Origin of the sequence: Niastella caeni (assembly GCF_004834005.1) — a bacterium.
Lineage (GTDB): Bacteria > Bacteroidota > Bacteroidia > Chitinophagales > Chitinophagaceae > Niastella > Niastella caeni.
The window spans coordinates 194115-214521 of the sequence record NZ_STFF01000002.1; the positions used below are offsets into that span (position 1 = coordinate 194115).

The window sequence follows — 20407 nt, forward strand, 5'->3', positions numbered from 1 at the left end:
TTTATGTGTAAAATAGACGTTTGAGGGCAGTAGATTTCTTTGAAAAAAGTTTGGTCATAACTAATTAGTTATTATTTTTGACCTAATGAACATAGCAAAAGCATACGGTTTCTTTTACTTTTATTTTTACTTCTACTTTACCAGTAGGCCGGGAATGCTTTTGTTGACAACAAAATAAGAATAAACAAAAAGATCAACATAAGAAGTCCCGGCAAAAAAGCCGGGACTTTTTTTATTGCTTTTTTTAAATCTCCGCCCGATAGCTATCGGGTCGGGAAAGCATAAAAAAGAATCTATGGTCGACCGAAAACAACAACAGGAGATCACCGACGCAACGCCAGGATCAAACGGCATGCAGGGTACCGGCATACGGGTTTCTATCCAGGGATATGAAGGTAGTTTTCACCAGGTAGCAGCCCGGCAGTTCTTCGGAAAAAATGTAGAAGTAATACCCTGCGCCACCTTTCGCGATGTGATCAGGATCGCCGGTAATAAAAAGGAAAGTCATGGTGGCGTTATGGCCATCGAAAACTCCATCGCCGGCAGCATTCTACCCAACTACAACCTGTTGCAAAAATGTACCCTGAAGATTATTGGAGAAATTTACCTGCCTATAAAACAACAACTGTTAGTTAATCGGGGGGTACAACTTGAAGATATACGCGAAGTACATTCCCACCACATGGCCATTCAGCAGTGCCTTGAATACCTCGACAAATACAACTGGAAACTGGTAGAGACCGAAGACACTGCCTTAAGCGCCAAACACATTCACCAGCACCGCAGCAAGCACATTGCCGCCATTGCCAGCAAACTGGCCGCCGACCTTTTCGACCTGGATGTGATCACTCCCAACATTCACACAATGAAAAACAACTATACGCGCTTCCTGGTATTACAGCCCGAAGAAGTAGCGCAACCGGTTACAGATGCCAATAAAGCATCGGTGAATTTTCATACCGATCATTCACGCGGCAGCCTGGCCAGGGTGTTAACGCGTATTGCCGAAGGCGGCATAAACCTGAGCAAACTGCAAAGCTTTCCCATTCCCGGCAGCGACTGGAAATACAGTTTTCATGCTGATATGGAGTTTGACACTTTAGACCAGTTTAACCAGGTAATTGAAAGTATGAGGTCCATCACAGAGGAACTGAAAGTGTATGGTGTATACAAGAATGGTAAGAGCATTGAATAATTTGAAAATTTGAAAATGAGCAAATTTGAAAATTCTTTTGCTCAGCCATCATGGCCTTCCATTTTCAAATCTTCAAATTCACAAATTTTCAAATTGAAAAAATGCAGACATCAAAACGGTTAGAAGGTATAGGCGAATATTATTTTTCGCAAAAGCTGCGGGAGATTGATGAGTTGAACAAACAGGGCAAGAACGTAATAAACCTCGGCATTGGCAGTCCCGATCTGCCGCCACATGCCGATGTAGTTAAAACCCTGCAGGAAGAAAGCGCCAAACCCAATGTACACGCTTACCAGAGTTATAAAGGGTCGCCGGTTTTACGGAAGGCCATCAGCGATTGGTACAAAAAATGGTATGATGTTGAGCTGAATGCCGATACGGAAATATTACCCTTGTTAGGCAGTAAGGAAGGCATCATGCATATCTGCATGACCTACCTGAACGCAGGTGATAAAGTGCTGGTGCCCAACCCGGGTTACCCCACCTACAGAAGCGCGGTAAAACTGGCCGGCGGTGAATGTGTTGATTACGATCTGAAAGAAGCCAATAACTGGGAACCTGATTTTGATGCGTTAGAAAAATTGGTTACTAACAATACTTCCACCTCCCCCACCGCGGGAGGCCGTGAGGGGGCCGGGGCCGGCGTCTTCAAGCTGATGTGGATCAACTATCCACAGATGCCTACAGGCCAGTTGCCCTCTGCCAGTCTGTTTGAGAAGATAGTGGCGTTTGGAAAAAAGCATAACATTCTTATTTGTCACGATAATCCCTACAGCTTTATCCTTAACGATAACCCTGCCAGTTTGCTGCGGGTACCGGGAGCAAAGGACATAGCTATTGAATTGAACTCGCTCAGTAAATCGCACAATATGGCCGGCTGGCGGGTAGGGGTATTGAGCGGCGCCAAAGAACGTATTGATGAAGTATTGCGGTTTAAAAGCAATATGGATAGCGGTATGTTCCTGCCTGCGCAATTAGCGGCTGCCAAAGCATTACAATTGCCCAAAAGCTGGTACGATGAAGTGAACGCTATTTACAAAAAGCGTAGGGAAAAAGTTTTTGAATTGCTCGACCTGTTGCAATGTGTGTATGATAAGGACCAGGCTGGCATGTTTGTATGGGCAAAGATCCCTGCCAACTATAAAACCGGTTACGAGGTGAGTGATGAAGTGTTGTACAATGCCGGCGTATTTATAACACCCGGCGGCATCTTTGGCAAGGCCGGCGACGGTTATATACGGGTGAGCCTGTGCAGCCCTGAAGAGAAATTTGCAGAAAGCATTAAACGGATAAAAGCATTTTTACCAGCATTAAAAGTTAATTAAAACATGTTCAATACCGTTACCATAGTTGGAGTAGGGTTAATCAGTGGTTCATTTAGCCTGGCTTTAAAAGAGCGGGCTCTGGTTAAAAAAGTGATCGGTGTAAGCCGTACCGAAGCCAGCGCTCAAAAAGCAATTGAACTGGGTTTAATAGATGAAGCGTTGCCATTGGAAGAAGCAGTGAGGCAGGCCGACCTCATATACGTGGCCATTCCGGTTGACGCCACCATTGGTGTTATGCAGCAGGTAATGGATATGGTAACCGATAAACAGATCGTGGCCGATGCGGGCAGTACCAAACATGCGTTGTGCACTGCCCTGGATAATCACCCCATGCGTAAACGTTTTGTAGCTACCCATCCTATGTGGGGAACGGAGTACAGCGGTCCGGAAGCAGCCGTGCGGAATGCATTCGTGGGTAGATCCTGTGTGATCTGTGAAAAAGAAAAAAGTGATGCCAAAGCCGTGGAAATGGTTGAGGAGGCATATCGTCAATTGGGCATGCACCTGGTATACATGGATGCCGATAGCCATGATATGCACACGGCATATATAAGCCATATTTCACACATCACCTCGTTCGCGCTGGCCAATACGGTGTTGGAAAAGGAGAGGGAGGAAGACACCATTTTTGAACTGGCCGGTGGTGGTTTTGAAAGCACCGTGCGGTTGGCAAAAAGTAATCCCGCCATGTGGGTGCCTATTTTCAAACAGAACCGCGAAAACGTGTTGGATGTATTGAATGAGCACATCAGCCAGTTACGCAAGTTCAAAGCCTGTTTGGAGAAGGAAAATTACACCTACCTGCAGGAACTGATAGAGCAGGCGAATAAGATCAGGAGGATTCTTAAGTAGTTTGTGGTTTGAGGTTTATGGTTTGTGATTCTTTAATTTGGGAATGCTGAACTTATGCTTTTGGCTTTCCGCTTTGGCTTTCGGCTTGCAGCGGATCGAAAAAGCCGGAAAATGGCCTGAAACGGCTCCATTTTTCCATATGTAAATAATTGCTCTTTGAATAGGATTAATTTAGGTCAACGGCCATAATAACAGTACCTTTGCGCCAAATTTTCTGACTATGATAACATTTGATGCATTGGGTTTAGATGAGCGGCTGATACAGGCTACCAATGCTTTAGGATTTGTTAACCCCACACCGATACAGGAAAAAGCCATTCCTGTGTTGTTGAGCGGTACAAAAGATCTGGTGGGACTGGCACAAACGGGTACCGGTAAAACGGCTGCATTTGGGCTGCCCTTATTGCATTTGGTGAATGAACAGGCGAAGCATCCCCAGGCATTAGTGGTTTGTCCTACAAGAGAACTATGCATGCAGATCGTGAACGAAGTAGAGCAGTTCAAAAAATTTATGCCCGGTATGTTTGTGGTAGCGGTATATGGTGGCACACCAATAGGCCAGCAGATCCGTGAATTGAGAAGAGGCGTACAGGTTGTAGTAGCCACACCCGGCCGGTTGATCGATTTGATAGAACGCAAGGCGATTGACCTGGAACAGATAAAGTATGTAATTCTGGATGAAGCGGATGAAATGCTGAACATGGGTTTCCAGGAAGATATTGAATTCATTTTACAGAACACGCCCAAACGTGAAGCCACCTGGTTGTTCAGTGCTACCATGCCGCCGGAAATACGCCGCGTGAGCAAGCGCTACATGAAGGAGCCGGTAGAGGTAACGGTTGGTAAAGTGAATTCGGCCAACAAGAACATCGATCATCAGTACTACCTTACCAGTGCCCAGCACCGGTACGAAGCACTGAAACGCCTGATCGATTTCAACCCGGGCATTTACGGCATCATTTTTACACGAACCAAGGCCGATGCCCAGGATATTGCCGAGAAGTTAACACGCGAAGGATACGATATCGATGCGTTGCATGGCGATCTTACGCAGCAGCAACGCGATAAAGTGATGGGTGATTTCAGGGATAAGACCTTGCAGCTCTTAATAGCAACGGATGTGGCCGCCCGCGGTATCGATGTACAGGGTATCACCCACGTTATCAACTACGAATTGCCCGATGATGTGGAAGTATACACCCACAGAAGCGGTAGAACCGGCCGCGCCGGAAAAACCGGGGTATGTATGTCGATCGTGCATATGCGGGAGCTGGGAAAAATGCGGCAGATACAAACCATTGTACAGGCGCCTTTCCATAAGCTGGAGATCCCAACAGGGAAGGATGTTTGCCGCAAACAGTTCTACCACTTTATGGATAAGCTGTTGCAACTGGAGGTAAACCATGGCGACTATGAAACATATGTGCCCATGTTGGAAGAGAAGTTTGCCGACATGAGCAAGGAAGAGATCCTGAAACGCGTAGCAGCCCTGGAGTTCGACCGCTTTTTGAAATATTACGAGAATGCCGAAGACCTGAATTTACGGGAACAACGTCGCGAACGCGGAGACAGATTAACGGTAAGAAGAGATAGCAGAGATGGCGACAGAAAACCCTATACAGATACAAGAGGCCGTAAGTTTGGTAACGGCGGCGGCGGCGACTATACCAAGTTATTTGTGAACCTGGGTACAAAAGATGGTTTTTACAAAGCCAGTTTCCTGCAGTTCATTTTAGATATGAGCGAACTGCAAAAGGATGTACTCGGTCGCATTGACATGAAGGAAATGAATAGCTGGATCGAAATTGACAAACGAGCAGCACGGCAAATGATCCAGGCTATTGATGGAAGGAATTACAAGGGTAGAAGGATACGGATGAATGAAGCGGATAGCAGAAGGTAAACAAATTTGATAATTAACAATTTGAAAATTTGAAAATGCTTTTGTGCGGCCTTCACCGAAAAACAGGAGTTCCAATATTCAAATTTTCAAATTAACATTATATGCAACAAACATCAACAACCATGAGAGAGACCGTGCAACAGGTGTGGAAGAAGCGCCCGATGATCATTAGTGGACCTTGCAGCGCCGAAACAGAAGAGCAGGTGCTGGAAACCGCCACTCGCCTGGCAAAAACCGGTAAGGTAGATATGCTTCGTGCCGGTATCTGGAAACCGCGTACCCGTCCCGGTAGTTTTGAAGGTATTGGAGCCAAAGGATTACCCTGGATGCAGCAAGCCAAAAAGATAACCGGCTTACCAGTAACAGTAGAAGTAGCTACTGCAAAGCAGGTAGAAGATGCATTGACTTTTGAAGTAGACGTATTGTGGATCGGCGCCCGAACCACCGTTAACCCATTCAGTGTGCAGGATGTAGCAGATGCTTTACGTGGTGTTGATGTGCCCGTGTTGATCAAGAACCCGATCAATCCCGACCTGGAGCTGTGGATCGGCGCTGTTGAGCGTGTTGCCAAAGCCGGTATTAAACAGGTTGGTTTAATTCACCGTGGATTCAGCTCTTATGGTAATACCGAATACCGGAATGCGCCTATGTGGCACCTGGCTATTGAAATGAAACGCCGCAATCCGGAATTATTAATGATCAACGATCCTTCACATATTAGTGGTCGCCGCGATATCCTGCTCGATGTTGCCCAAAAAGCCATTGACCTGGATATGGATGGTTTGATCATCGAAAGCCATATCGATCCTGATAAAGCATGGAGCGATGCCAAACAACAGATTACACCTGAAAGACTGGGCGAAATGCTTGGACAGATCGCCTGGCGTAAAGAAGATATCAACTCCGAAGAATATCATGCCGCTCTTGAAAAATTGCGTCAGCAGATCAATCACCTCGATGATGAACTGATGCAGATCTTAGGTCAGCGTATGAGCATCGCAGAAAAGATCGGTGAATACAAAAAGAACAACAATATCACCATTCTGCAAACCAATCGTTGGAATGAGATCCTCGAAAGAGCATTCAAAAAAGGTGAGAAACTCAACTTGAGCAAAGAGTTTATCACCAAATATTTTGATGCTGTGCACATGGAGAGCATTAACCACCAGAATAAGATCATGAATTCGTAAGCGTGAATGGTCAATGGTGAATGGTGAATACCTCGCTAATCGCAAGATTGCAAACTAAGCAGGAAGCTCAAATTTGAGAACCCCATTGACCATTGACGATTGACCATTCACCATAAAGTTTTCCAAAATGAATAGCCAAACCAGCAAAGTGTATTTGTTCATTCATGTCATTTGTTGTGTAAAGAACAAAGAACCCTTGCTGACGAAACCTGTTCGCACGGTTTTATTTGCACACATTAAAAAGAATGCAGCAGATAATGGTATCAATGTGCTGTTGGTCAACGGCACGGAGGACCATATGCATGTAGTAGTGCAAATGATGCCAACGCAGAACCTGGCGCAGATCATGAAAAGCATTCGTACCGAATCAGCGGCCTGGATCAACGAAAGCAAGTTCATTAAGAACTTGTTTGAGTGGGAAGAAGGATTTGCTGCTTTGAGTGTAAGCCCCAGCAGTGTAAAACAGGTGTTGGACTATATTGAAAAACAGGAAGAACATCATAAAACGAAGTCGTTGGACAGTGAGCTGGAAGTGTTTCAGAAAATTCAGATTTGATTAGCTTGTATGCAAACAAAAAGTTACCGGTTTTCATCTGCCACCGTGAATTATTATTTCGATGCTGATTTTTCCAGGTTGGAAAAAATGATCGGTAAGGAACACGCAGTATTGATCACGGATGAACATATATTTCAGGCCCACAAGAAAAAGCTGAAAGGATGGAATTGCATTTCCCTGAAGCCGGGCGAAGAATACAAGATACAGGCCACGGTTGATTCTATTATTGAACAACTGATCGAGTTCAAAGCCGACCGCAGCACCTGGGTCGTTGGTATTGGCGGTGGTGTTGTTACCGATATTACCGGTTATGTGGCCGCAGTATATATGCGAGGCATAAAATGTGGTTTTGTGCCTACCAGCATCCTGGCCATGGTTGATGCTTCAATCGGCGGAAAGAACGGGATCGATGTGGGCATTTATAAAAACCTGGTTGGTACCATCAGACAACCGCAATTCCTGTTATACGACTACAGCCTTTTGAAATCCCTGCCTAAACAGGAGTGGGTGAACGGATTTGCAGAGATCATCAAACACAGTTGTATAAAAGACCTGTCCTTATTCAAAGAGCTCGAGAAAAATAAGCTCACGCATTACCAGAAAAATAAACCGGCTTTAGCCAAACTCATTCGCCGCAATGCTGAAATAAAATCAACAGTAGTGCAGGCCGATGAATTTGAGAAAGGCGAACGGCGGTTACTGAACTTCGGCCATACCCTGGGGCATGCTATTGAAAATATGTATGAACTAAGCCATGGACAAGCCATCAGTATAGGTATGACGGCCGCCTGCCAGATCTCGGAAAAGCTGGCTGGGTTTAAAGACAGTGAGCGGGTTATAAAAGTGCTTGACCAATATGGATTGCCCACGCTGGCCAACTTCGATAAACAAAAAGCATTTGAAGTATTGAAGATGGATAAAAAGCGGGAGCAAAAAGATATGAATTATGTATTGTTGGAGAAGATTGGGAAGGGCGTGGTGCGGTCAATACCAATGACTGAGCTGGAAGAAATTATTAATGAAATTTGAAAATTAATCAATTTGATAATTTGAAAATGGAATACAATCCTGGCTAAGCGAAAGCATTTTCAAATTGACACATTTTCAAATATTCAAATTAAACATCATGATCGTAACAATTCAACCATCTGAAATAAAAGGGACCATACAGGCGCCAGCATCAAAAAGCTCTATGCAAAGAGGTTGTGCAGCGGCTTTATTGTACCTGGGAACTACCATTATTCGCAATCCCGGCCATTCGAACGACGATAAGGCAGCCCTGGGCGTTATAAAAGACCTGGGCGCCAAAGTGGAAACCCTGGCAGACGGTTCTTTACAAATAACCGGCGGTGGCGTTAATCCCGAAAGCGGTGCGGTAAGCTGCGGCGAAAGTGGTTTAGGCATCCGCATGTTTACTCCCATTGTATCGATGAGCAACAAGCGCATTACCATCAATGGCGAGGGCAGCCTGGTAACACGGCCTATGGATTTCTTTGATGAAGTATTACCTCAACTGGGTGTTGAGATCGTTTCACGCGAAGGCAAACTGCCTTTGCAGGTGAAAGGACCACTGCAACCCAAAAATATAACCATCGACGGATCGCTGAGCTCACAATTCCTCACCGGTTTGTTAATGGCATACGCCGCGTCGAATGCAAAAGGTGTAACCATTACGGTAGATAACCTGAAAAGCAAGCCATACATCGATCTTACTTTAGCCGTAATGAAACAGTTTGGCTGGCAGGTTGAGAACCGCAATTATGAGCAGTTCCATTTTTCAGGAACCACAAACCACAAACCACAAACTATAAATTATACGGTTGAAGGCGACTGGAGCGGAGCGGCCTTCTTACTGGTAACCGGCGCCATTGCAGGCGATATAACCGTAAAAGGGTTGGATGTACAATCGACCCAGGCCGACCGCGCTGTATTGCAGGCTTTACAGGCTTGCGGCGCCAGGCTGTCTATTCAGGCCGAACAAATAGAGATTGGACCAGGAGCATTGAAAGCATTTCAATTTGATGCTACGGAATGTCCTGATCTTTTTCCGCCACTGGTGGCACTGGCTTCTTATTGCAAAGGCACTACTGTAATAGAAGGAGCAGGCCGGCTTACCCATAAAGAAAGCAATCGCGCACTTACCCTGCAGGAAGAGTTTGGAAAGATGGGCGTTGAAATAGAATTGCAGGATGACCTGATGTTGATCAAAGGTGGTAATGGATTAAAAGGCGCTGCGGTACATTCGCATCACGATCATCGTATTGCCATGGCTTGTGCTGTTGCAGCATTAAAAGCTACCGGTGAAACCGTGATCAGCGAAGCCCACGCGATCAATAAATCGTACCCTGATTTTTATGAGCATATTCAGTCGTTAGGCGCGGTAGTACAAAAACAATTTGAAAATGAGCCAATTTGAAAATTTGAAAATGGAATACAATAACGGCTGATAAAAGCATTTTCAAATTAACTAATTTTCAAATTTTCAAATTCTTCAACAGCAATGAACAGTTTCGGTCGCATATTCAAAATAACAATTTTTGGTGAATCGCATGGTGAAAGCGTAGGCTTGAATATTGATGGTTGCCCGGCCGGTTTGCCATTAACGGTAGAAGATTTCCTGGTAGATATTGAACGTCGCAAAGGCGGCACCCAAAAAGGTACCACGCCGCGTAAAGAAGACGATCTGCCTATTTTTAAAAGCGGGTTGTTCAATAACAAAACAACCGGCGCTCCACTGACTATATTATTCGAAAATAAAAATACCCGCTCGGGCGATTATGAAAAGCAACGCGCTGTTCCGCGTCCGGGCCATGCCGACCTGGTAGCCCATCAAAAATTTGGTGGTCATGAAGACTTTCGCGGTGGCGGCCATTTCAGCGGCCGGTTAACCGTGTGCCTCGTAGCAGCCGGCGTAATTGCCAAAAAGTTATTAGGCAATGCTACCGTTACTGCCAACATCCTGGAAATTGGCGGTGAAAAAGATCTCGAAAAAGGATTGCAAAATGCCATTGATGCAAAAGATTCCATCGGGGGTATTGTTGAATGCCGGGTATCCGGTTTACCAGCCGGTTTAGGCGAACCCTTTTTTGATTCAGTCGAATCATTGATCAGCCATGCTGTATTTGCAATACCCGCCATTCGCGGTATTGAATTCGGTACCGGCTTTGCCGCTGCCCGCATGTTTGGAGTAGACCACAACGATGCTATTGAAGATATGAATGGTAAAACACGCACGAACCATGCCGGCGGCATTGTTGGCGGTATTACCAATGGTAATGAAATTGTTTTCCGCATTGCGGTAAAACCCACTTCTTCTACCCCCAAAGAACAACAAACGTTGAACTGGGAAACCGGCGCTATTGAACCGTTCTCAGTAAAAGGCCGTCACGACCTGTGCATTGCGCTGAGGGTGCCGGTTGTGTTAGAAGCCGTAACCGCCATGGTGTTGGCCGACCTTTTGTTGCTGGAGCAACGCATTAAGCGCATTGCTTGATGGTTTGATTGTTTTATACCCGATGTTAAGACATTCAACAAATAATCGATCAGTTCGAAGAGTCAAGGGCCCGGCCATCAAACCAGTCAGCCATCAAACCTTCTGATACATGCATCAATTTCTCATCAACGCTTCCATCCAAATAATTCCTATCGTATTGGATAAACATCCGTACCAATGGGTGGATGAGGCTATTGCCATCATCCAACAATCGGGTGTTAAGTATGAGGTCGGTCCGTTTGCTACCGTGCTGGAAGGAACATATAATGAGGTGATGCAGGTAATTCACCAGGTGAATGAGTTTTTATACGAAAAGGGGTGCGCCGAATGGGTAACGAATTGTCAGATCCAGATCAGAAGTGCGGGCCACATCACCGCCAGCGTGAAAACGGAGAAGTTCAATAGGCAATAGGCAATATACAATAAGCAAGGTCTATAAGTTCGGTCGTTTCATTAATCGGCAACATTTGCCAATTGCCAATTACAGGTTTAGTTCTTTAAACGAAAGATCCAATACTTCATAGTTTCTATCATTGGTCCAATAAAAATGCCACCACTCAGTTTCCAACTTATTAAAACCATGTTTCTCCATTGTTTCTAATAACAGTTTCCTGTTCTTCAATACAGCCGGCGGTAAATTGGTAAAACCATGATGGGCCGTATCGCTGAAATTGTCGAACCCCGTTCCCATATCCAGCTCGCGATTGTTTTTCAATTCAATTAGAGTTACATCCACTGCCAATCCGCGATTATGCCCCGATCCTTTACCAGGATTGGCCACATATTTTTCATCTTTGATCAGTTCCCAAAAGCTTACGGTAACACTATAAGGACGATACGCATCAAATATCTTTAATCCATATCCCTGGTTGTTCAGATCTTTTTGAACGGCGGCCAATGCCCGGGCAGCTGGCAGGCGCAAAAAGGTATGGCGGGTAGCCGGAACATACATTTGTGAGTGGGTAAAATTGTTAGTTGTACCATATCGCAAATCGTACACAAGGCCCGGTATCAATTTTAGCAATTCTACCATTTTTTTGGCAGAATCATTGCGTATAGATACCTGATATTCAGCTGATTTGTTAATTACTGGCACCCCATATTTGCTAACGACCGTTTCCTGGGCCGTAGCCATGTTATCGTGGAAAAAAAACACAATAGCCATTACGGAAATACAACGGTGAAGCACTATTTTGTATAACATTGTAACCGGTTTAAAGGCAGGTTAGTAAGTGAAAAGATACAAACTTTTATTCCGGATAACCAGGAGCAATCAACATGAAAAAATGTATTAATTCGGGCCTTTTTTGGAGCCTGCTAATAGTAGCAATAAGTTGTCTCGCCTGCCACGGACGCAGTAAACCGTCAGTTAAGCCACCTGAGAAACCTAAAGAAAAAGATATTGTAGAACAGCCGGAGGCGCTGAATGTACGCATCGGGCGAAATCTTCAATCGGCGCTCGAATTTATTCTGGCCAGCGGTGGCGTTTTGAACGATTCCATCGATCTGGCCAAAGACTCCCTCGTTAATGACATCTATAAAAAAAGGGATTATCAACCGGTATGGTGCAGCCAGGAAAAATGGTTGCCGCTGAGCGATTCCCTGTTCGAGTTTCTCGGACATGCCAAGGAATACGGCCTGTTTCCGGCTGATTATCATTATCGTATACTAAAAAACATCCGCACCCAAACGGAAGATACCCTGGGGCAGAAGGATGCAGCATTATGGTCGCGTGGGGAACTGTTGCTGACCGACGCTTTTTTCAGAATGTGCTATGACCTGCGCAGAGGCCGGCTGCCGTACGATAGTGTTACGTTGCGGAAAGACACCATGACCACGCGCTCGTTTTTGAACCTTTTCGACACCTTACAGCAGGCTGGGGATGTGGCTGGTTTAATGCATGCGCTTGAACCAAAGCATCCGGCCTATGACTCGTTAAAAAGCGGGTTGAAAACCCTGCTGAAATCAATGGAACCACTTAAGTCTTACACATATATTCCTTATCCTGCCTATAATTCAGCAGAGTACTATAACAATGTGAAGCGAAGGCTGTTTGAAGAAGGGCTGCTCAATTCGCCTTTCGATTACCTGGATACCACCGCAATGAAGCTAGCCATCGGCAGGTACCAGAGAACAAAGGGACTACCGGAAACGGGGAAACTGAACGCCACCACGGTGAACAGTTTGAACAATACGGGTTGGGAGAAATTCAAACGTATTGCCATTACGCTTGATCGCTACAAGCTCTTACCAGATTCAATGCCAGCTACTTATATCTGGGTTAACATCCCGGCTTTTAATATGCGGATAGTTGATTCAGGTACTGTGGTCATGGAATCGAACGTTATTGTAGGGCAACCTAAAACGAGGACCCCGTTGCTGACATCGAATGTGTCGAATTTCATTACGTATCCGCAATGGACGGTGCCATTTAGTATCATTTTTAGTGAAATGATGCCTAAGATTTTAGTTAGCAGGGATTATCTGAAGAAGCAGAACCTGATGGTGGTAGACAAGAATGATAGCGTAATGAACCCGGATAGCCTGAAATGGAAAAAATTTAACAAAGATAATTTCCCCTACCTGATCAAGCAGAGGCAAGGGGATGACAATTCGCTGGGGGTATTGAAATTCAATTTCGCGAACAGATACAGCGTTTATTTGCACGACACGAACGCCCGGTGGCTGTTTTCAAAGGAGAACCGGGCATTAAGCCATGGCTGCGTTCGGGTGAAGGATTTTATGAAATTGGCCGATTTTTTGGTGCGTAATGACACCCTGCGCTTTCCGCCCGATACCCTGCGGAGTTGGATCTCAAGAAGGGAAAAGCATGTGGTGTCGGGGTTTCCGAAAGTGCCCATTTTCATTCGGTATTTTACCTGTGAGGCAAAGAACGGAAGTATTAAGATTTATAATGATGTATACGGGGAAGACCGGGTGTTAAGTCAACGGTACTTTGATAACAAGACCCTATAATAAATTCTATACTATGAAAAAGTTGTTGGTTTTATCAGTCCTGATAGGTGCTTTTTTTGCGTCTGTGGCGCAGAAAAAAATGGACAGTGTAGCATTGAACAAAAAAAGGAATGTGCCTGTAACTCAATTTGGTGTGGCTAGTTTTTACGCCGATAAATTTGAAGGCCGGCCTACCTGTACCGACGAAATATTCACCCAGAAGAAATTAACCGCCGCTTGTAATACGCTCCCGCTCAATTGCTGGATAAAAGTTACCAATCTCCGGAACAATAAATCGGTGTATGTAAGGATCAACGACCGGATGCACCCGTCGAATCCACGGCTTATTGATATGAGCAAATCCGCCGCTGTAGCCCTTGGGTATACCGGTCATGGTTTAACGAAGGTGAAAATTGAATACCTGGGCAAAAAGAAACCGGAGGAACAAATGATAGCCGGCAACCTGAAATAATTAATTTCTCCAGTTTATAGACACCGGTTATTTTTGCTGGTTACGGGTTCCCAAACCTAACCGGTTATGAAAAAAAATGTAGGATTTCTACTGGCCGTCCTGCCATTCTTGGCGCCTGCTTTTAGCCAGGACGATCATATACAGCGACCTACGTTGGGGATCTATTTCTTTTTTAATGATTTTAAAACCGCTGCGAATATTCGCGCTACTTCCCTGCAGGAAGTTTTACGCACTTCACAATTTGGCAAGCTGAAAGAAATGTCGCCCGGGCTGGCCTTGAATTACATGAACGGGTTGAGCAGGCATTTTGATTTCACCAGTACTTTAACCGGTAGTTTTTTAGATTATATAGATCAGGATGGCGAATTTCTGGGACAGGACAATCTGTTGCTGGAAGGAGATGTGTCATTAAAGGGGAAACTGTTCTCGAACCGGTATTGGGTAAGTCCATTCTTCCAGATTGGGACCGGCATTTCAAAATTCAGGCAATATTGGGGAGCGTTTATTCCTGCAGGTACGGGCTTCCAGGTAAACCTGTTCAATGAAGCCTTCTTTATTTTTAATGCACAGTATCGTATTGCTGTTACCAGTACAGTCAGTAATCACTTCTTATACAGCATTGGCATTGCAGGGAATATTGGGCGGAAGAAAGAAAGTAATCGATCTGTGTTGCCGCAGGAATAAATAAGAATGTCGAATATTGAATGTAGAATGTAGAAGTGAAGAAATATCGAATGCTGTAAGTGCTGCTCACTTCAACATTCGATATTCGTTATTCAAAATTTTAAAGAACTCCTTTAGTACTAGGTAAGTAATTTGATAAGGGATCGCGTTTCACCGCCATTCGAATAGCTTTTGCAAATGCTTTAAAGATGGCTTCTATTTTATGATGCTCATTATCGCCATGGCACTCGATGTTCAGGTTACAGCGAGCGGCATCTGAAAACGATTTAAAGAAGTGAAAGAACATTTCAGTTGGCATTTCGCCTATACGTTCTCTTTTGAATTCCGCATTCCATACGATCCAGTTACGGCCGCCGAAATCGATCAGCACTTTGGCATCTGCTTCGTCCATGGGTAAGGCAAAACCGTACCGCTCCATACCACGCTTATCAGCAAGCGCTTTCGCAAACGCTTCTCCCAATGCAATACCCGTATCCTCAATAGTGTGGTGTTCATCGATGTGCAGATCGCCATTGGCGCGAACAGTCAGGTCCATTTTACCATGCCGCGCAATTTGATCGAGCATATGATCAAAAAAACCAAGACCAGTATAGATGGCGCCTTTGCCGCTGCCATCTACATTCAGCTCTATCTTTATTTGCGTTTCGTTGGTATTACGTTCGTGAACCACTTTGCGCAATCCCAGCTTCAGGTATTCATAAATAATACTCCATAAAGTAGTTTCCAGTGCAATAATGGGACGCAGCTCTGCTACTTTATCTTTTATTTCGCCGGCGCCCAGGTCAGGATCATTGTTTAACCAGATGGCTTTACATCCTAAATTTTTGGCCAACTGTACATCGGTGATGCGATCGCCAATTACATAACTGTTCGCGATGTCGTAAGCCGGGTTGTTCAGGTATTGCGTAAGCATGCCTGTGCCGGGTTTACGGGTGGGGGCATTGTCTTTGGGAAATGTTCTGTCGATGTGTACAGCACTGAAATGAATGCCTTCGCCTTCGAGGCTCTTCATCACTAAATTCTGCAGCGGCCAGAAGGTATCTTCAGGGAACGCGGCTGTGCCCAGCCCATCCTGGTTGGTAACCATTACAAGTTCATAATCGAGCTCGCGGGCGATCCGGCCCATGTATTCGAACATGTTCGGATAAAAAGTCAGCTTGTCAAAAGAATCTAACTGATAAGTGGGAGGGGCTTCGTTAATTAACGTTCCGTCGCGATCGATGAATAGAATGCGTTTCAAAATGTTATTTTAAGAGTTCAATTTTTATTTCAGTTTAGCCCGCAGGGCTTTTACTTCGGCTACTGTAACCATGCTGGCTTTATTGCCAAAGCTATTGCGAACGTAGGTTAAAACATCGGCAATTTCCTGGTCGGTTAAAGTAGATTCCATTGGTGGCATGGGATTATGGAATTTATCACCGTCAATTTCAATTTCGCCTCCCTGTAATCCTTTCAAAATAATTTTTGTCAGGGCCTTTTTATCACCCAGCACCCATTTGGTTTTTACCAGTGGCGGGTTCATGTTGGGTACACCGCTGCCATCGGGCTGATGACAGGCTAAACAGGTTGCTTCATATACGGTTTTACCTCTTGCAATGGCAGCCTTTAAACCGGCTGGTTGTTGCATGGCAAAAGCGGAGGCGATGATGAAGATGATTGTAGCTGGAATTACTTTTTTCATATGAATTTTAACTGTGTTGGGTGATGTAGTTTACTGGTACCAGTTGCGGTTACCGGTTTCCGGCCTTGAATGTGGATCACTCTCTTTGTAGCCGGGATCTCCGAATTTCGTACCTGGTAACCGGGTACGGGTAACTGGTAACTGACTTTATTTGCTATAGCTCACTTTCCAGATCGTTCCATTATTATCATCAGAAATATACAGGGAACCATCGGGGCCCTGGGCAAGTCCGCAAGGACGGTATTTTGCTTTTCCGGTTGAAGCGCTGCTGGTGAATCCTGAAAATCCATCAGCAAAAACTTCCCATTTGCCAGAGGGCATACCATCTTTAAATGGAACGAATACCACAAAGAATCCAGCCTGTGGTTCAGGAGCGCGGTTCCATGAACCATGAAAAGCGATAAATGCGCCATTTTTGTATTTGGCAGGGAATTGATTTCCTGTATAGAACAACAGCGCATTGGGCGCCAGGTGACCAGGGAACTGTGCAATTGATTTTACTTTGTCTGCACAACGGTCTACTTTCTGCCGGTCGCCGCCATATTCAGGGTTTAGCAGTTGTTGTTTCTTGTCATTATCGTAATAGCAATACGGCCAGCCGCAATCTGCTCCTTTTGGTAAGCGGAACAATTCTTCCGCAGGGTTTTCTGCTCCTTCTTTTTGATTGAACAGTTCAGGATAGAATTGGAATAACATATCGCGGCCATGTTGCATTGCGTACAGTTGATTCACTTCTGTGTTCCAGTCGAGCCCCACTACATTACGCAAACCTGTTGCATACCGAACACCTTCTGCATATGATTGATTGGTTTTATCGGCTTTGAATTGCCAGATGCCACCAGCCTGCTCAAGAATAGGGCAGGGGTCTTGTCCGGGTGAACCCTTAACGCGATCCTGCACCTGGCAACAGTTGGATGGGGCGCCGATGTTCACATAAATGTTTCCTTCGTTATCCAATGCAAGTGATTTTGAGTTGTGCTGGTTTTTGTTAACCAGTCCGGTGACGATCTTTTCTTCGGAGGCAATGTCTACGGTGCCGGTTTTTTCATTGATCTTATAACGGTACACATCGTCATTGGAGGAAGCATACAGGTATCCATTCTTAATGGTAATACCAGTGCCTACATAGTTGCCGAAGCCGGTTATTTCATCCGCTTTGCCATCGCCATTGGCATCATGTAAACGCATAATGCCTTTTCCCTCTTTCAGTTTTTCCAGCTTAACAAACACATCGCCATTGGCCGCAACAACTATATGCCGGGCTTTTCCCAAACCACTGGTAACAACTACCGATTTAAAACCCTGCGGCAAGGTAATGGGCGCTTCGTCTCTTGTGGCAACCCCGGTAGAAGAGGATTTCACCCGGGTGGTGTCACTGGCAAATGCAGTAGCTGCAATAGCCACCGTATATGCAAGGATCAATATTTTTTTCATCATGAGGCAATTTTTAAAATGCAATTTCATAAAGAAGGTTTTAAAGGTACTGTTTTAGCACGGCAATCGGCAATCGGCAATCGATTTTTGGCGGCGCAAGGTTCGTATAAAAATCTCAAAGATCGCGAGCCACTCACCATTCACCATTCACGCGTTCCAGTTTTTCATAGCATTAACTACGGAGGCATTTTCTGCAGGCGTACCAACCGTGATACGTAAGCAGCCGGCGCATAACTCTACACTGCTCCGGTCGCGCACCACAATGCCTTTTTCCAGCAAATACTTGTATAATGCTTTAGGCTCGGTTACCTGCACCAGTAAAAAGTTAGCATCGGAAGGATAGATCTTTTTAACAATCGGCATCGACAACAGTTCCTTTGCCAACACATCGCGCTGGGCTACTATTTCACGGATCATATCATTTACCTGTCCTACTTCTTCCAATGCCTGCAGGGTCAATTCCTGCGAAGCCTGGTTAATGTTATAAGGCGGTTTGATTTTATTCATGACATGAATAATCTCCTGTGATGCAAATGCCATACCCACGCGCAAAGCCGCGAGGCCCCAGGCTTTCGACAGGGTTTGCAAAATAACAAGGTTGGGATAATCGTTCAGTTCCTGCGTAAATGAGCGGAAACGGGAGAAGTTGATGTATGCTTCATCGATCACCACAATACCGCTGTAATTGTTCAGGATCATCTCAATGTCTTCCCGGTTTAATGAATTGCCGGTAGGGTTATTGGGCGAGCATAAGAATATTATTTTGGTTTGATCGTCGATGGCATCTTCAATAGCCGGCATGTTTAACTGGAATGCAGGCGTGAGTTGTACTTTTTTTATGGCTACGTCATTGATATGCGCGCTTACTTCATACATGCCATACGTAGGCGGGCAGATCAGGATATTATCTTTTCCGGGTTCGCAAAATGCACGCATCAGCACATCGATGCATTCATCGCTTCCATTGCCCAGAAAGATATTTTCAACCGGAACTCCTTTAATGGAGGTTAATTTTTCTTTTACTTTCAACTGCAAAGGATCGGGATACCGGTTGTACCACCTGGTAAGCGGTGATCCAAAACTGTTTTCATTGGCATCGAGGAAGGTGTTGGCCTCGCCTTTGAACTCATCCCGTGCAGATGAATAAGGTACCAGCTTTTTTATATTTTCCCTCAGTAAACTATTTAAATCGAAAGTCATAATGTTTTTTTATCGGCAAACGGCAAACGTGAAACGGCAAAAACGATTCCCGAAGACCGCAACTTTAAGCAATTTGCCACTGTTGCAAATGATTTTTAGACGAACTGCAGCCAAATACTACAAACAACAAACTCAGAACTAAAGAACTTAATAACTTAATAACCCGGGAACTAAGAACTCAAACGAACTTTTACCGCATTGGCATGCGCCTGTAATCCTTCAGCTTCTGCCATGGTAATAACTGTTTTGCTGATATTTTTTAAACCTTCCTGGCTTAGCTGTTGGAAGGTGATCTTTTTTACAAAACTATCAACGCTTACCCCGCTGTAGGCTTTGGCATAACCGTTTGTCGGCAGGGTGTGGTTGGTGCCACTGGCATAATCGCCTACGCTTTCGGGCGAATAATGACCAAGGAATACCGAACCGGCATTGATGATCTGATCGGCTATCTGCTCAGGGTTGTTGCAACTTACAATCAAATGTTCGGGCGCGTATTCGTTCAGCAGCTCAATGGCCTCTGCTTCGTTGTTTACCAGAATGAGCTTGCTGTTGGTTAATGCTTTTAAGGCAATATCCTTTCTTGGTAATTCTTCCACCTGTTTATTGATCTCCTGTTCAATGCTGTTCACTACCCTTTGTTCACAGCTTACCAGTACCACCTGGCTATCGCTGCCATGTTCAGCCTGGCTCAGCAGATCGGCGGCAACAAAAGCGGCATTGGCTGATGCATCGGCATACACGGCCACTTCGCTGGGGCCGGCAGGCATATCGATAGCGAGGCCATCCTGTTGCACCAGTTGTTTGGCGCAGGTTACATATTGATTGCCTGGTCCGAATATTTTTGAGACTGCAGGAATGGTTTCTGTGCCGTAGGCCATCGCCCCGATAGCCTGTACGCCACCTACTTTAAACACTTTGGTAATACCCACCGCTTTGGCGGCGAATAAAATGGCAGGATGCAGTTGCCCATTCGCATCGGGAGGCGAACACAGAATGATCTCTTTGCATCCGGCGAGCTTTGCCGGAATGCCTAACATGAGAATGGTAGAAAAAAGCGGCGCCGTGCCACCAGGAATATATAATCCCACCTTTTCAATTGCAACGTTTTTACGCCAGCATTGTACGCCGGGCATTGTTTCTATAACCTCGGGTGCTGTAAGCTGCGATTTGTGAAAAGTTTCAATATTTACTTTGGCAGAAAGGATTGCGGCTTTCAGCTTTGCATCGAGCGTTTGCTGGGCAATCGTAAACTCATCAACAGCTACCATTAAATTGTTGATGGTGGCTTTATCAAATTGCTGCGTGAATTTCTTTACAGCAGCGTCGCCCTGTTGTTTTACTTCCTGTAAAATAGCTTTTACAGAACCTTCCAACGCCTGTACATTCATTGCCGGCCGTTGTAACAAAGCCTTCCATTCATCCCGTTTTGGATATTGATAAACTTGCATGATGTGTTATTATTATTGA

The 20407-nt window shown here is 45.0% G+C and carries 19 protein-coding genes; 13 read left to right on the forward strand and 6 right to left on the reverse strand.

The window, feature by feature from the left end:
* The first annotated feature begins 295 nt into the window (after positions 1 to 295).
* The 10 genes from FAM09_RS08635 (at position 296) to FAM09_RS08680 (ending at position 10926) form a co-directional block, all read left to right on the forward strand.
* Entirely contained in the window at positions 296 to 1195 is a 900-nt protein-coding gene (locus tag FAM09_RS08635) for a prephenate dehydratase (protein ID WP_136576704.1), read from the forward strand.
* 101 nt (positions 1196 to 1296) lie between these two features.
* Positions 1297 to 2520 (forward strand): pyridoxal phosphate-dependent aminotransferase, encoded by a 1224-nt coding sequence (locus tag FAM09_RS08640; protein WP_136576705.1) that lies wholly within the window; start codon positions 1297 to 1299, stop codon positions 2518 to 2520.
* Positions 2521 to 2523: 3 nt separating this feature from the next.
* Positions 2524 to 3372, forward strand: coding sequence for a prephenate dehydrogenase (locus FAM09_RS08645; RefSeq protein WP_136576706.1), 849 nt, complete (start codon positions 2524 to 2526; stop codon positions 3370 to 3372).
* Positions 3373 to 3592: 220 nt separating this feature from the next.
* Positions 3593 to 5275 (forward strand): DEAD/DEAH box helicase, encoded by a 1683-nt coding sequence (locus FAM09_RS08650; RefSeq protein WP_136576707.1) that lies wholly within the window; start codon positions 3593 to 3595, stop codon positions 5273 to 5275.
* Positions 5276 to 5376: 101 nt separating this feature from the next.
* Positions 5377 to 6465, forward strand: coding sequence for a chorismate mutase (locus tag FAM09_RS08655; protein WP_243751629.1), 1089 nt, complete (start codon positions 5377 to 5379; stop codon positions 6463 to 6465).
* A gap of 127 nt (positions 6466 to 6592) precedes the next feature.
* On the forward strand, positions 6593 to 7021 hold the full coding sequence (tnpA, locus tag FAM09_RS08660) for an IS200/IS605 family transposase (RefSeq protein WP_136576708.1): 429 nt from the start codon (positions 6593 to 6595) through the stop codon (positions 7019 to 7021).
* 9 nt (positions 7022 to 7030) lie between these two features.
* On the forward strand, positions 7031 to 8050 hold the full coding sequence (gene aroB / locus FAM09_RS08665; RefSeq protein ID WP_136576709.1) for a 3-dehydroquinate synthase: 1020 nt from the start codon (positions 7031 to 7033) through the stop codon (positions 8048 to 8050).
* Positions 8051 to 8147: 97 nt separating this feature from the next.
* Positions 8148 to 9437, forward strand: a complete 1290-nt coding sequence (aroA, locus tag FAM09_RS08670) for a 3-phosphoshikimate 1-carboxyvinyltransferase (RefSeq protein WP_136576710.1) — start codon at positions 8148 to 8150, stop codon at positions 9435 to 9437.
* 84 nt (positions 9438 to 9521) lie between these two features.
* Entirely contained in the window at positions 9522 to 10514 is a 993-nt protein-coding gene (locus tag FAM09_RS08675) for a chorismate synthase (RefSeq protein WP_136576711.1), read from the forward strand.
* Between the two features lie 109 nt (positions 10515 to 10623).
* Entirely contained in the window at positions 10624 to 10926 is a 303-nt protein-coding gene (locus FAM09_RS08680) for a thiamine-binding protein (RefSeq protein ID WP_136576712.1), read from the forward strand.
* Positions 10927 to 10995: 69 nt separating this feature from the next.
* Here FAM09_RS08680 and FAM09_RS08685 read toward each other — a convergent pair whose 3' ends face one another.
* Positions 10996 to 11718: a M15 family metallopeptidase gene (locus FAM09_RS08685; RefSeq protein ID WP_136576713.1), complete on the reverse strand. Its 723-nt coding sequence runs from the start codon at positions 11716 to 11718 to the stop codon at positions 10996 to 10998.
* A gap of 74 nt (positions 11719 to 11792) precedes the next feature.
* Here FAM09_RS08685 and FAM09_RS08690 point away from each other — a divergent pair, with 74 nt between their 5' ends.
* The 3 genes from FAM09_RS08690 (at position 11793) to FAM09_RS08700 (ending at position 14625) form a co-directional block, all read left to right on the forward strand.
* Positions 11793 to 13490: a L,D-transpeptidase family protein gene (locus FAM09_RS08690; RefSeq protein WP_136576714.1), complete on the forward strand. Its 1698-nt coding sequence runs from the start codon at positions 11793 to 11795 to the stop codon at positions 13488 to 13490.
* 13 nt (positions 13491 to 13503) lie between these two features.
* On the forward strand, positions 13504 to 13941 hold the full coding sequence (locus FAM09_RS08695) for a septal ring lytic transglycosylase RlpA family protein (protein ID WP_136576715.1): 438 nt from the start codon (positions 13504 to 13506) through the stop codon (positions 13939 to 13941).
* A 66-nt stretch (positions 13942 to 14007) separates the two neighbouring features.
* Entirely contained in the window at positions 14008 to 14625 is a 618-nt protein-coding gene (locus FAM09_RS08700; protein ID WP_136576716.1) for a hypothetical protein, read from the forward strand.
* Positions 14626 to 14725: 100 nt separating this feature from the next.
* Here the strand turns inward: FAM09_RS08700 and hisB are convergent, their stop codons facing one another.
* From hisB to hisD, 5 genes are all read right to left on the reverse strand, one after another.
* A complete protein-coding gene (gene hisB / locus FAM09_RS08705) occupies positions 14726 to 15865 on the reverse strand; it encodes a bifunctional histidinol-phosphatase/imidazoleglycerol-phosphate dehydratase HisB (protein ID WP_136576717.1) in 1140 nt (379 codons plus the stop codon).
* A 24-nt stretch (positions 15866 to 15889) separates the two neighbouring features.
* Positions 15890 to 16306: a c-type cytochrome gene (locus tag FAM09_RS08710; RefSeq protein ID WP_136576718.1), complete on the reverse strand. Its 417-nt coding sequence runs from the start codon at positions 16304 to 16306 to the stop codon at positions 15890 to 15892.
* A 147-nt stretch (positions 16307 to 16453) separates the two neighbouring features.
* Positions 16454 to 17743 carry a PQQ-dependent sugar dehydrogenase gene (locus FAM09_RS08715; RefSeq protein ID WP_243751630.1) on the reverse strand — a complete coding sequence of 430 codons (1290 nt, stop codon included), beginning with the start codon at positions 17741 to 17743 and terminating at the stop codon, positions 16454 to 16456.
* A gap of 144 nt (positions 17744 to 17887) precedes the next feature.
* On the reverse strand, positions 17888 to 18940 hold the full coding sequence (gene hisC / locus FAM09_RS08720) for a histidinol-phosphate transaminase (RefSeq protein ID WP_136576719.1): 1053 nt from the start codon (positions 18938 to 18940) through the stop codon (positions 17888 to 17890).
* A 170-nt stretch (positions 18941 to 19110) separates the two neighbouring features.
* A complete protein-coding gene (hisD, locus tag FAM09_RS08725; RefSeq protein WP_136576720.1) occupies positions 19111 to 20388 on the reverse strand; it encodes a histidinol dehydrogenase in 1278 nt (425 codons plus the stop codon).
* Positions 20389 to 20407: the final 19 nt, after the last annotated feature.

Excerpts from the sequence above, each read along its gene's own strand:
- FAM09_RS08635 (WP_136576704.1), top strand. The coding sequence starts at position 296 with ATGGTCGACCGAAAACAACAACAGGAGATCACCGACGCAACGCCAGGA.
- FAM09_RS08640 (WP_136576705.1), top strand. The coding sequence starts at position 1,297 with ATGCAGACATCAAAACGGTTAGAAGGTATAGGCGAATATTATTTTTCG.
- FAM09_RS08645 (WP_136576706.1), top strand. The coding sequence starts at position 2,524 with ATGTTCAATACCGTTACCATAGTTGGAGTAGGGTTAATCAGTGGTTCA.
- FAM09_RS08650 (WP_136576707.1), top strand. The coding sequence starts at position 3,593 with ATGATAACATTTGATGCATTGGGTTTAGATGAGCGGCTGATACAGGCT.
- FAM09_RS08655 (WP_243751629.1), top strand. The coding sequence starts at position 5,377 with ATGCAACAAACATCAACAACCATGAGAGAGACCGTGCAACAGGTGTGG.
- tnpA (WP_136576708.1), top strand. The coding sequence starts at position 6,593 with ATGAATAGCCAAACCAGCAAAGTGTATTTGTTCATTCATGTCATTTGT.
- aroB (WP_136576709.1), top strand. The coding sequence starts at position 7,031 with ATGCAAACAAAAAGTTACCGGTTTTCATCTGCCACCGTGAATTATTAT.
- aroA (WP_136576710.1), top strand. The coding sequence starts at position 8,148 with ATGATCGTAACAATTCAACCATCTGAAATAAAAGGGACCATACAGGCG.
- FAM09_RS08675 (WP_136576711.1), top strand. The coding sequence starts at position 9,522 with ATGAACAGTTTCGGTCGCATATTCAAAATAACAATTTTTGGTGAATCG.
- FAM09_RS08680 (WP_136576712.1), top strand. The coding sequence starts at position 10,624 with ATGCATCAATTTCTCATCAACGCTTCCATCCAAATAATTCCTATCGTA.
- FAM09_RS08685 (WP_136576713.1), bottom strand. The coding sequence starts at position 11,718 with ATGTTATACAAAATAGTGCTTCACCGTTGTATTTCCGTAATGGCTATT.
- FAM09_RS08690 (WP_136576714.1), top strand. The coding sequence starts at position 11,793 with ATGAAAAAATGTATTAATTCGGGCCTTTTTTGGAGCCTGCTAATAGTA.
- FAM09_RS08695 (WP_136576715.1), top strand. The coding sequence starts at position 13,504 with ATGAAAAAGTTGTTGGTTTTATCAGTCCTGATAGGTGCTTTTTTTGCG.
- FAM09_RS08700 (WP_136576716.1), top strand. The coding sequence starts at position 14,008 with ATGAAAAAAAATGTAGGATTTCTACTGGCCGTCCTGCCATTCTTGGCG.
- FAM09_RS08710 (WP_136576718.1), bottom strand. The coding sequence starts at position 16,306 with ATGAAAAAAGTAATTCCAGCTACAATCATCTTCATCATCGCCTCCGCT.
- FAM09_RS08715 (WP_243751630.1), bottom strand. The coding sequence starts at position 17,743 with ATGATGAAAAAAATATTGATCCTTGCATATACGGTGGCTATTGCAGCT.
- hisC (WP_136576719.1), bottom strand. The coding sequence starts at position 18,940 with ATGACTTTCGATTTAAATAGTTTACTGAGGGAAAATATAAAAAAGCTG.
- hisD (WP_136576720.1), bottom strand. The coding sequence starts at position 20,388 with ATGCAAGTTTATCAATATCCAAAACGGGATGAATGGAAGGCTTTGTTA.